This is a genomic window from Pseudomonas sp. Pseusp15 (assembly GCF_059492165.1).
In genome coordinates this window covers 1930788-1942601 of sequence record NZ_CP168523.1, presented here as the reverse complement: position 1 = coordinate 1942601, position 11814 = coordinate 1930788, and the positions used below count along the sequence as shown (strand labels likewise).

At 57.9% G+C, this 11814-nt stretch carries 9 protein-coding genes; 6 read left to right on the top strand and 3 right to left on the bottom strand.

Annotated elements, in window-relative coordinates; genetic code table 11:
* Positions 1 to 41 precede the first annotated feature (41 nt).
* Entirely contained in the window at positions 42 to 2387 is a 2346-nt protein-coding gene (pvdQ, locus tag ACEN8R_RS08775; protein WP_026286417.1) for a bifunctional acylase PvdQ, read from the bottom strand.
* Between the two features lie 235 nt (positions 2388 to 2622).
* Between pvdQ and ACEN8R_RS08770 the strand changes: the two genes are divergently transcribed.
* Entirely contained in the window at positions 2623 to 3024 is a 402-nt protein-coding gene (locus tag ACEN8R_RS08770) for a hypothetical protein (RefSeq protein WP_018926106.1), read from the top strand.
* Here the strand turns inward: ACEN8R_RS08770 and ACEN8R_RS08765 are convergent.
* Positions 3014 to 3202: a hypothetical protein gene (locus ACEN8R_RS08765; protein WP_018926107.1), complete on the bottom strand. Its 189-nt coding sequence runs from the start codon at positions 3200 to 3202 to the stop codon at positions 3014 to 3016. The two genes, ACEN8R_RS08770 and ACEN8R_RS08765, sit on opposite strands and share 11 nt — an antisense overlap.
* 594 nt (positions 3203 to 3796) lie before the next feature.
* On the opposite strand from ACEN8R_RS08765, the gene ACEN8R_RS08760 reads away from it, so the two are divergent.
* From ACEN8R_RS08760 to ACEN8R_RS08740, 5 genes are read left to right on the top strand one after another with little or no spacing between them, the layout of a single operon-like run.
* Positions 3797 to 5038 carry an MdfA family multidrug efflux MFS transporter gene (locus ACEN8R_RS08760; protein WP_026286418.1) on the top strand — a complete coding sequence of 414 codons (1242 nt, stop codon included), beginning with the start codon at positions 3797 to 3799 and terminating at the stop codon, positions 5036 to 5038.
* A 21-nt stretch (positions 5039 to 5059) separates the two neighbouring features.
* Entirely contained in the window at positions 5060 to 6190 is a 1131-nt protein-coding gene (locus ACEN8R_RS08755) for a LuxE/PaaK family acyltransferase (RefSeq protein WP_026286419.1), read from the top strand.
* A gap of 1 nt (position 6191) precedes the next feature.
* Entirely contained in the window at positions 6192 to 8594 is a 2403-nt protein-coding gene (locus ACEN8R_RS08750; protein WP_018926111.1) for an aldehyde dehydrogenase family protein, read from the top strand.
* A gap of 40 nt (positions 8595 to 8634) precedes the next feature.
* Complete coding sequence (locus tag ACEN8R_RS08745; protein WP_167331179.1) at positions 8635 to 9924, top strand: phenylacetate--CoA ligase family protein; 1290 nt, start codon at positions 8635 to 8637, stop codon at positions 9922 to 9924.
* Entirely contained in the window at positions 9924 to 10883 is a 960-nt protein-coding gene (locus ACEN8R_RS08740) for a GNAT family N-acetyltransferase (RefSeq protein ID WP_018926113.1), read from the top strand. The genes ACEN8R_RS08745 and ACEN8R_RS08740 overlap by 1 nt, the downstream gene beginning before the upstream one ends.
* Here ACEN8R_RS08740 and ACEN8R_RS08735 read toward each other — a convergent pair.
* Complete coding sequence (locus ACEN8R_RS08735) at positions 10872 to 11798, bottom strand: LysR family transcriptional regulator (protein ID WP_018926114.1); 927 nt, start codon at positions 11796 to 11798, stop codon at positions 10872 to 10874. The genes ACEN8R_RS08740 and ACEN8R_RS08735 overlap by 12 nt on opposite strands.
* Positions 11799 to 11814 lie beyond the last annotated feature (16 nt).

Here is an 11814-nt window from a genome sequence, read left to right as displayed (position 1 = left end):
CGGGGTGCGGCCTTCACCTTTTCATTTAAACGCTATCGCTGTTACTGCGCGGCGACCTTCCCCACCTTTTCATCCTGCTCGCGGATCGTCTGAGCCTGATACTGCGGATCAGCCGTGATCTGCTGCTCGGTGAACGGCAACACACTCAACTGTTTGTTCGAAAAGGCCTGTGTCTGGTCCCGGGAATACTTCGACGCCGGGTCACTGGACAACGAAAACGCCAGCAAACCCTGAGCCTGCGGCCCCTTGTCATCGAACGTCACCACCTGCAAATAGCTGGTGCCACTGACGACTTCACGCTTGCCGTCGGTTCTCGGCACGCTTTGAATGGCGTTATACACCCCCAGCGTGCCCGGCCCGCCGTGGATCGGCGTTTGCTGCCCGCCACTGCTGGCCACCTGGATATCGCCCCAGCGGCTGTCGGCCTTCAGGCCAAGGGTCTCGACCTTTTCTACCGAAGCCAGCATCGCCGCCCGAACCGCTTTGGCGACTTCCGGCCGTTCGGTGGCCAGGCCACTCGGGGTGTGTTGCGGATCCTTCGGATCGAACGCCACACGCCAGAAGTCAGGGGTTTGCTGCAACGCCAGCATGACGTTCTGAAAATGCAAAAAGCCCAGCCCACTGTCCAGGTTCACTCGGTGATCCCAAGCCTTGAGACTGGCACACAAGGGCGTCAGCGTCGGCGCATCGGTGCCGAGGTCCGCGGCACAGAATTGCAGCAGGTCCGGCATCACCAGGGCCGCCTGATACACCTGATCGTCCATCACCATGTGTTGCAGATCCGCCGCCGCGATAGGACCCGCCTTGTTCAAAAAGCTCAGGCGCTCCAGGGCGAAGCGCGAACGCAGCCCCAATGGCTGGCTGTCCTGACTGATCAATGGCGAGAAACCAGTGAGCGGTTGTCCCGGGTTGGCCATCCAGGCCGAATCGTTGGAATGCTGCACAAAATCCTTGCGCAACAGTTGCGGCAATTTGTCTGCGGCATAAATGCCTTTTTGCGCGGCGTGCGGGTCGACGTCCCAGGCACAAGCACTGTTGGAGCCGTCGAGCAGGATCATCTGTAACCCCGCTCGCGGGTCGCTGCACTTGGCCAACTTCTCGGCACTGACGTTCGGCACCACTGACAGGTTCATGTAAAGCGTCTGGCCCTGATCGTCCACCGCCAGGGTATTGACCCACGGGATCCCCTGAATCTTGTGCACCGAGGCCTGTAAATCCTTGACGCTGGCGGCACGATTCATCGCGTACCACTGCTGCAAGACCCGGTCGTTATCCAGGTTGGCATCACGCAGGCTGTAGGCAAACTGATTGTTCCAGTCCAGTTTTCCAGGCCATTGCACAATCGGCCCGAACGCCGAGCTATAGACCACATGGGAAATCTGCCGGGTCTGGCCATCGGGTTGCTTCACGCTGACTGTCAGCGTCTGCTTTTTCATTGGCAAAGACTTGCCATCGAGCAGGTAGCGGGTCGGCTCCTTCGGATCGAGTTGCAGGCGATACAAGGTGAAGTGCTTGGACGAGTCCACGGTGTGGGTCCATGCCAGATGCTGGTTGAACCCGATGTTGATCATCGGCAGACCGGGCAACGCGGCGCCCATCACATCCAGTTTGCCGGGAATGGTCAGGTGCATCTGATAAAAACGCATCCCGCCCACCCAAGGGAAGTGCGGATTGGCCAGCAGCATTCCGCGACCGTTGAACGAACGCTCGCTGCCAACCGCCACGGCATTGCTGCCGCGATCCAGAGCAAAGCGTTGCATGCGCGAAGCCGCCAACTGGAACGACGCCGGGTCGCCTGCCGCATGAGCGACGGCTTTAGGCGGAGTCGCGCTGGCCAATGCTTCGGCAAACTGGCCCACGCCGCCTTCGACCAACAATCGACGAGTCAACTTGACCAGGTCCTGGGCGGTAATTGCGCGCACCCATTCGCCTTGGCATTGCTGCGGTAAACCTTGCGCTCGACGCTCTGTCAGCGAACGGTTGTAACCCGCCACATAGCCTTCAATGAGCTCACGGACTTCCGGAGTTTGCGCCTGCCAGAAACCGGCGACAGCCTCAGGGGTGTTCAGCCAGTTGAAAAACAGATCGCTGGCCAGGTTACCGCGCTCCTCGAGCGTCACCTGCTCCGGGCCAAAATACCGCGAACGCTCGCCATTGACGGTGACGATCTCATTGGCCAGCAAGCACAAGTTGTCTTGGGCGTAGGCATAGCCAATGCCATAGCCGAGCCCGCGCTCGTTTTCGGCGCGGATATGCGGTACGCCGAAACTGGTTCGACGGATGTCGGCCGTCGCCTGCTCTGGCTGACTGCGCGCGTTTGCCCCAAGGCTCAGCCCCAGAAACACACCCGCCAGGCTCAACCTGGTTAACTGCCTGGAAATAATCACGCTCGCTCCTGATCGAAAAGACGTATGACACGCAATGCGCCTTCCAGAAAAACGAAGCGAACACCAAAAAAATTAGGTCTTCGAGGGCATCCCCAAATGCCCTTCTCACAGAGCGCTGACGTCGCGGCGACAAATTTTCTACATGCAGGTCTTCATTATTTCCCGGCTCGTTCGTCTTATTGATCAAGAGCACCCATCACATTTTCATGATCAGGCTCTGGAAAGGAGTTTTTGCATGTACAACCCGCAACTGCCAACGGATGGTAGCCATGCATCAAAGGGCAGCGCCATGAGCTCCGGTGCTTGCAATCAACAGACCGAACGCCAGGGCAACGAACGGATCAGGTTTTTGCTCAAGTGCTTTGGCCTGCGGACCAGCCTGATTCGCCTGAAAGTCATCGACGCCTTGCTAAGCGCCGCCGAAGGCGACCGCAGCCTGGGTGTGCGCGGTGTGCACAGTCATTTGCTGGACCTGGACATTCCCCTGTCCTTTCTCAGTGTCCGCGAAGTGTTGAAACGCCTGTGCAGTGAAGGCGTTATCACGCTCAATCCAGACAAAAGCTACAGCCTGCATCCACAGGCTGTCGCCGTCCTTCATGGCGAGCAATCAGGCCAGCAGGCGTCGCTCAAGGCTTGACCTTGCGACGCATCACGCCATTGATCACCACCACGACCACCGCCACGCCAATGGCGATGTACTGGAACAGCTTCTCGCTGATGAACCCTGCGTTCTGCAGCCAGGAAAGGCCGAACATGATCCCCAGTACCACCAGGGAAATCAGAATCGAGTATTTCAAACGTTGCGACTGGGTCATTACGGGTTCCTGAACCAAAAAAAATGTATCCGGTTTGTATCCGATTGCATACCAAACCCCTACAGTTCTGCGCGAATGCGGGGCTGCAAACGGGGTCTCATGTTACAGCCGATGAAGAGTTTTGACTTCATTGCGGCGATAACCATGAGGTTTTTTAAAATGTTCCGTCGAATCACAAAGCTGATTCCACTGCTCGCCCTCCTGACCCTGAGTGGCTGCATCATTTTTCCTAATAACGGCTGGCATGGCGGCCACCATTACGACCGTGACGGACACGGCTACTATCAGCGTCGATAACGTTAAACTGCTTTCTTGACCAGTGAATAACTTACCATTCACTCACAAGACGAAGAAATCACCCTACAAGTCGCGTACAAATGCCTGCTCTATAGCGGGCATTTTTGTGTAGGACTATTCTTATTTCGCTGTAATTTTATTTACAAAACACCACTCCTCTTTCCCCTGAACTTCCAGCCAGACACATAACGAAAAGTATTGAAACTCTTAGCCTCACATAAGCACATGTAATTATTCATGAGCCATGGTTACTCTTGCTCTGCTGCCTTATCCAACTCCAGCACCAACGGGAACGCCATGCGCAAACCTTTGATAGATATAAGTCCGCCTCGATTATTCGGTTTTTGTCTTGCAATCACTCTTTTCGAACTGCTGACTTATATGGCCAGCGATATGATTATGCCGGCCATGTTGACCGTCACCCATCAACTGGATGCCAGTACGAGTCACGTTCCATATGCCTTCAATCTTTACTTGATTGGCGGCGTTCTTCTGCAGTGGCTTATCGGACCATTGTCCGATCACTTCGGTCGTCGCAGGCTGTTGCTCATCGGTTGTGCGGTGTTCGCCCTGGCCTGTGCCGTGGCGTTCTACGTGCAGAGCATTCTTGCCTTCAACGGCTTGCGCCTGATTCAGGGCATCGGATTGGGATTTGTCATTGCAGTCAGTTATCCAGCCCTGCAAGAAGTCTTCTGCGAAGCCGACGCGGTAAAAATCATGGCGTTGCTGGGGAACGTTGCGCTGCTCTCCCCGCTGCTCGGCCCCCTGCTCGGCAGCCTGGCGCTGGAATGGCTTTCCTGGCGGGAGCTGTTTTTAGTGTTGGGTGTCGGCGGCGCGACGGTCTGGCTCGGGCTTTACCTGTTCATGCCGGAAACCGTGGGCACCGCGCGCCAGGACGGTCAACAATTGGCCGCAGTGCCCTTTGAATGGAACGGCACCGTGCGCCGATACGCCGCGTTGCTCACCAACACACAATTCCTGAGCGCTACCGTCGCCCTGGGACTAATGAGCCTGCCGTTGATTGCCTGGATCGGCTTGGCGCCAATCTTGCTGATCCAGAGCCAGGGACTTCCTCCTCTGCAGTATGGCCTGTGGCAAATCCCGGTATTTGCGGCCGTCATTCTCGGCAATCTGATACTCAACCGATTGATTGCCAACACTGAACTGCCCCAACTGATTCGATATTCGCTCTGGCCATTTTGCGGCGGGCTCATTGCATTGATCACCATAACGTTCACCGGTGCTTCAACGGTGCTGTTGGTCAGTTGCCTATCGCTTTACGCCATCGGTCTCGGCATGAGCAATGCCGCGCTGTACCGGCTCGCCCTGTTCTCCAGCGACGACAGCAAAGGCCTGGTCTCGGCCATGATCGGCATGATCTCCATTGCCGTCATGGGTGGCGGCGGCTCAATTATCGCCGCACTGGGTGCCGGTGACAGCCTTGAAGCCTTCGCCCTGATGGCCGGCCTCACGGGACTCTTGTGCCTGGCGCCCTTACGACTGTTTCTGCGTCGCTCTCATATCACGCTTGCCGTCTGATACCACCCCATAGGTCTTTTGATGATCCATCTACCCCACGCCGATGCGCTTTGCGCGTTAACGCAACCCTATTGCCTGGAATCCATGCCAGAAGGTCTGTTCGATCAGGCAATGGGTGAAATCAGCCTGTTTCATTGTCATCACACGCCCGGATATGAGCGCTGGCTGAACGCCAATGGCCTTGATGCCCGCACTCTCGAGACGCTGGATGACTGGTCAAGGTTGCCGCCGATTTTCGCCAATTACTTCAAACGTCATCTGCTGATCAGTCCCACAGGCGAAGGCGCGCTGGAGATGACCTCATCCGGCACCAGCGGTCAGAAGAGTCGCATGCGCTACGACCATCGCAGCATGGTCGCCGCCCAAGGCATGGTGAGCCACATTTTCCGGCACTACGGCTGGGACACCCCGGACAGCCCCTGCAATTATTTGCTTCTGAGCTACGAACCCGAGGCGGTCATTACCCTGGGCACGGCCTATACCGATCAATTTCTGTGTAGCTATGCCCCCGTCAACCGAGCCGCTTACGGCTTGCGTCTGACCGGCAAAGGCCACGAGTTCGACCTCTTCGGTGTCATTCGCGCCCTGCAGGAGTTTGCCGAGGAAGGATTGCCCGTTCGCATTCTCGGTTTTCCGGCGTTCCTTTCCCATGCACTGCAGCACATGGAGGACACAGGCGTGGCCGACTTGCAGTTGCCTGCCCAGTCACTGGTGTTGCTGGGGGGCGGCTGGAAAACCCAGGCGGCACAGGAGATTCCCCTGCATCAGTTGTATGCCCGCATCAACCGGCAATTGGGTATCGACCTGTCCCGCTGCCGGGACGGCTACGGCGCCGTAGAGCATGCCGTGCCCTATATCCAGTGTGCCCACCATCATTTTCATGTACCGATTTACTCGAAGGTTTTCGTGCGCAACCCATCCGATTTCACTGTCCAGCCCTACGGCCAGCGCGGTTTGCTGGAATTCGTCTCCCCCTACATTTCCTCAAGCCCTGCTCATGCTGTGGTCATGGGCGATCTGGCAACGTTGCACCCCGGCGCCAGTTGCGGATGCGGCCTGACGACCGATTGGTTCGAACTGCATGGACGTGCCGGCACCAGCGCCAGTCGTAGCTGTGCCATGGCCGCTTCAGAACTGATCGGGGGAGCTTGATATGTACCTGATCAATGGCCAACTGCGCGACGACATCTCTGCCCAAAGCGCCCTCGACCTCCTTCAGCAACCGCTGCCCCGGCTGCTGGCTACGCCGATCGACAGCGATATCGTGATCGAGTCCGCCGCTTGCTTTGCCACGCAGTTGCAAGCTCGCAGCCTGGATCTGCCCCTGGACGACGACCAATGTCAGGGGCTTATCGACTTCTGCCAGCGCAGCAACCTGAGCACCAAGCTTGAACGGGAATTGGGCCCGCAACCGCGTTCACTGCGGCGTATCGACTACCGCCAGCCAAGCTTCGAAAGCTGGCATCCATTGGGGCTGGTGGTGCATATCACCCCGGGCAATGCGCCGATGCTGGCGTTCTGCGCGATCCTCGAAAGTCTATTGGCCGGCAACATCAACTGGCTGCGCCCCAGCTCCAGCGATCAGGGTTTGACCGCACAATTGCTCGCCGCCCTTTTGCGTTGCGACACCAGTGGCAGACTGGCCGAATTCGTAGCGGTTCTGCCGGTGGACACCTCCTATATCGCTCAACTCTGCGCCAAGGCCGATGGGGTATCCGCCTGGGGCGCAGAAGCGGCGCTTAAATCGATACGCCAGCAGATCCCGTCCGGCTGTCGCTGGATCGATTGGGGACACAAGATCAGCTTCGCCTACCTGTCACCTGATGCGGCGTCGCCTTCGGCGCTCGATGCCCTGGCGGATGAAGTCTGTCGACTGGATCAACAAGCGTGTTCCAGTCCTCAATGGGTGCTGGTGGACAGCAACGATCCGGCCGTCTTGCAGAACCTCGGAGATCGACTGGCCGAAGCCTTCAACCGTCGCGCCCCACACTGGCCGGCATTAACGCCGACAGATCAGGAAGCATCGGAAATCACCACCCGCACCGCCATGGCACGGCTCGATCAGTGCTTTGCCAATCAGACCGGCCAAGTGTGGACTGGCCTCGGATGGCGCGTCATCTGGGAGCACCATCAAAAGCTCGCGCCGTCACCGCTGTTTCGTACGATTGTGCTCAAACCGGTTCCTCAGTATCTGCTCGCCGAGACGCTGCAGCCCTGGCGCAACTTCCTGCAAAGCTGCGCGTTGATGTCCCCCTCGGCAAAAACGCCTGAGCTCGTTCGAACATTGGTCAATGCCGGCGTCAGTCGCATTGCACCTTGCGAATCGATCCATGACGGATACACCGGCGAGCCCCACGATGGCGTCTACGCGCTGTCGCGTCTGAGTCGCCGCCTCTCGGTGAGTTTGCCCCAGCATGTCTTAACAGGTCGTGCAACGCTCGACCCAGTTCCGCCCGCCCCCGACACATCCCGTGACCCGATCATGGACAAGGACACTTTTATGGCCCAGCCGATCGGGTCCGCAGCACAGCTGTACTTCCGCTCCGGCGGTAGCAGCGGGACCCCGGCGCTGGCTGGCTTCAGCTATCAAGACTTTCATCGACAAATGCGCGCCTCGGCCGACGGCATGTTCTGCGTCGGGCTCGATCCGTCACTGGACCGGGTGATGAACCTGTTCTACGGCGGCAACCTTTATGGTGGTTTTTTCAGTTGTTCCAACATTCTTGAACGGATGGGGGTTGTGCATTTGCCCATGGGGGCTCCCCAGGACGATGACTTCAGCGAAATCGCCCGACTGATCGTGGAGCAGCGTGTCACCGTGCTGATCGGCATGCCCAGCACGTTGCATCGGCTGTTTCTCAAAGAGCAGGCCCGACTTCGCGCTTATGCCGGTATCGGCAAAGTATTCCTTGGCGGCGAACATCCGGGAGAAGCCAGTCGGCGCCTGATGGAAAGCTGTGGGGTGTCGACGATTCGCTCCGCCATGTATGGCTCCGTCGATGCAGGCCCCCTGGGGCATGCCTGCCGGGCAACGGCGGACGGCGTATTCCACTTGATGAGCGAAATCCAGCATCTGGAAATCGTCCAGCTCGAACAGGATGCGCCGGTACAGGCCAATGAGATCGGCCGCCTGCTGTTTACGTCACGCGCCCGGCAGGGTCAGCACGTGCGCCGATATGACATCGGCGACACCGGCCGCTGGATACCCGGAACCTGCCCTTGTGGACTGGAGACGCCGCGATTCGAACTGCTGCAGCGACACGACAAACTGGTGCGCATTGGCACGGAGTTCATTTCGCCCGCGGCGCTGGAACTCAGTGTGGGATCCCCCATTCAAGTGGTCCTGGACCACACCGCCAACGGGGTCGAACGCATGTACGTTCTCGCGGATGCAGACGCCGAGTGGGTACACGAAAAACTGCTGACCCACGAAGCCTTGGCGAATGCGGTGCGCGCTGAACTTTTAATTGTGGAGGTGACAACATGCGTTGAACAAGCATTCACCCGAAACAAACACAGTGGCAAAACCCCCTTAGTTATCGATCAACGAAAATAAGAGAAGTCGACGCAAGACGCCCACTATAAAAGAGAATCCCGTGAAGCCAACTTATTCGCTTGAACAACTTGTACCTTATATAAGACAACACTCCAACTTCTACCATAAACATCTGGAACACTTGCCCGAGAACGGGCTTACTTTAAAAGATCTGCCATTAACCCATGTGGCCGACTATTGGTCCGGTAGCAACGACTTGAGTCATTGGTCAGTCCTGACCGGAGATGTCGATGATGCACTGGTATTAAAAACCGGAGGCTCGACCAGCCAAGGCAAACTTGCGGTTTACTCCTACGAGGAATGGCAAGCCTTGGTTAGCACGTTCGGCGCCAGCCTCTCAGCTCAACTGAACAATGGCGACCGGGTTGCCAACCTGTTTTTTTCAGGGGATCTCTACGCCAGCTTTCTGTTCGTCCACGACTCCCTGGCCTATGTCGAGCGATCCATCTGCGAATTTCCGTTTACCGGAAACGTCGAGCCGGACGTATTGGCGGATGCCATAGAGCGGCATCGGATCAACGTTCTGGCCGGCGTACCGGCACAACTGCTGCAATTCTGCGCCTACCTGGCGCAGCATCGGCGTGTGTTGTACGGGGTTGAGACGCTGTTATATGCCGGCGAAAGCCTGTTTGCTCCGCAGTTGGCAATCCTTGGGGAAATGTTCCCCAATGCCCGTATCGCCTCGATCGGCTACGCCAGCGTAGACGCCGGGCTGATAGGCGCCAGCGATCGCGACTGCGCATTGGGCGAGCATCGGGTGTTCGATCAACAAACCCTGCTGGAAATCGTCGACGAACACACCGGTGAAGTGATTGAAGAGTGCGATCGCACCGGGTTGTTGGTACTGACCAACCTGACACGCCGGCTTATGCCGCTGCTGCGCTACCCAGTGGGCGACCGTGCCTGTTGGCGTGAGCCGGCCGCAACCCCGAGGCGTAAATTCGCGCTCAAAGGGCGCAGTGCCCACAGTCAACGAGTACGAGTCGGTGTGTTGTCGCTGTTCACTGAAGAAATACACGAGATCGTCCAGCGTGTAGCGCACAGCGAACAATGGCAATTGCTGATCGAGCAGACCGGCCCCAAGGATCTGCTGAGCGTGAAGTGGGTGCCCGAACCTCAGTTACAAGCCGTCGAACCGGTGCTCCGCGAATTGCGTGAAGCGCTGCTCGCCCACTACCCCGCCATCGACGACCTGAGCCGCGAGGGTCTGCTGGAGTTTCGAGTACTGCCTTGCGCAACCACAGACCTGAAACTCCACCCTCGCTCGGGCAAACAATTGCGGGTGCTGGATTTGCGAGTGTATGACGTTCCCTTGCAGGAGTTCGTGTGATGACCCCGTTGATAATTCGCGCCTACCGCCCTTCCGATGCAAACGCAGTGAGTCGATTGTTTCAAGAAGTCTACGGCGATCATTACGCTCAGCCGGATGTTTACCTGCCGAACATGATCAATCAGCACAATGCCGAGGGTCACTGGCAATCAATGCTGGCTGTGGATGACACAGCCGTCCTCGGTCATGCCGCGTTGCGACGCGACACACCTTCGAATACCGCGGAACTGGCCCTCACCGTGGTACATCCCGCCGCGCAGGGGCAGGACATCGCCACTCGTCTGGGCCGCGAACTGCTGAGACAGGCAGGTTCTCTGGGGCTTAAAAGCGCCTCGATCATGCAAGTGACCCACCATCCCTACACGCAACGCATCGCAAAAAAACTCGGTTTCCACAACACTGGACTGCTTCCCGACTACGTCCCCTCGCCATTTGGCGAACCACTTCCGGAAACCATGGTGATGTGTTGCCACATGATCGAAGGACACACACGACCACTCCCCGATATCCAATGGCCCGAAAGCTGCCGGGCGCTTATGCAGCACCTGTGCTCGGTGTTCGGAACCCACCAGGACACTCCGCGCCTCGCCACGTCCTTGCAAATTGAACAACATCAGCATCGGGTCGACATTATCATTCAGCATTTGAACAATGATTTACTTGAGCAACTCCGGCAACTGCCCGGGCACTGGGTGATCTCGGCACGGCTCGAACTGTCCCGGCACTTCGCCCGGGACTTGTGCAGTTTTTCGGCGCTGGGCTTCGCCTTTACCGGCTTGATGCCTACGTCAGGTGACAATGGCTGGTTCGCCCTGTTTCATCGGGGCGTGCAGGTTCGATCCCTCGATCTGGGCTGCGTATACATGCAACAGTTGCATGACGATTTGCAGCAGAACGCGAGCGCCACGAGAAGCCAGCGCTGCGCCGATGCACCCATTGGAGCCCGCTCAGCCGCGTGAGGGTTTCCTGTAAAAGTCATTACCCGGCTGAGCGCAAAGTTCCACCAGCCAGTCGACAAATACCCTAACCCGCCGGGATAACTGGCGGTGAGGAGGATAGAGCGCCGTCAGCGGCATACCCGGTGGCGGCACATCCCTCAGGACCTCGATCAAACGTCCCTCCTTCAATTGACGGGCAACGTGATAATACGGAGCCTGGACCAAGCCATATCCCGCCTCACACGCCGCCAGATAGCCATCGGAGCTGTTGACCGCGACGTGCTTGGGCAGGTCGATCAACCGCAACTGCCCATCGACGACAAACTCCAGTCCGTAGCGTTTGCCCGTGCTATTGGAAAAGTACTCCACCATCTGATGCCCCTTCAGATCCTCCAGACACCGCGGAGTCCCGCAACGTTGCAAGTATTCGGGACTCGCACACGTGACCTGATCCAGTGTGGCCAGCGGTCGCGCCACCAGTGATTCGTCCAGGGCCGAGCCGCCCCGCAACACGCAATCGACACCTTCGCGGATCAGATCCACAGTCCGGTCATTCAAACCGATTTCCAGCTCGATCAAGGGATAGCGTGCAGTGAATTGCGGCAATGCCGGGATCACCATCAAACGCCCCACTCCCGCCGGCATATCCACTCGCAACAGGCCTTTGGGGTTGTGGCGAGCAGCGGAAAACACGGCTTCGGTTTCCTCCAGATCCGCCAGCAACCGCACGCAACGCGGGTAATAGGCTGCGCCATCGAGCGTCAGGCTGATTTGCCGGGTGGTGCGTTGCAGCAGTTGCACGCCCAGGTGGGCCTCAAGTTGCTTGATCAGAATGGTCACGGAGGCACGCGGTAATTGCAGGCTGTCCGCCGCCTTGGTGAAGCCGCCCAGTTCGACGATTCGCGTGAATACACGCATGGCGTTTAAACGATCCATGGTCAGGACTCGATGA

What these genes read in the sequence shown, in the direction of transcription:
- ACEN8R_RS08770 (WP_018926106.1), top strand. Translation starts at nt 2,623, where the DNA reads ATGTACAACCCGCAACTGCCAACGGATGGTAGCCATGCATCAAAGGGC.
- ACEN8R_RS08765 (WP_018926107.1), bottom strand. Translation starts at nt 3,202, where the DNA reads ATGACCCAGTCGCAACGTTTGAAATACTCGATTCTGATTTCCCTGGTG.
- ACEN8R_RS08760 (WP_026286418.1), top strand. Translation starts at nt 3,797, where the DNA reads ATGCGCAAACCTTTGATAGATATAAGTCCGCCTCGATTATTCGGTTTT.
- ACEN8R_RS08755 (WP_026286419.1), top strand. Translation starts at nt 5,060, where the DNA reads ATGATCCATCTACCCCACGCCGATGCGCTTTGCGCGTTAACGCAACCC.
- ACEN8R_RS08750 (WP_018926111.1), top strand. Translation starts at nt 6,192, where the DNA reads ATGTACCTGATCAATGGCCAACTGCGCGACGACATCTCTGCCCAAAGC.
- ACEN8R_RS08740 (WP_018926113.1), top strand. Translation starts at nt 9,924, where the DNA reads ATGACCCCGTTGATAATTCGCGCCTACCGCCCTTCCGATGCAAACGCA.
- ACEN8R_RS08735 (WP_018926114.1), bottom strand. Translation starts at nt 11,798, where the DNA reads ATGGATCGTTTAAACGCCATGCGTGTATTCACGCGAATCGTCGAACTG.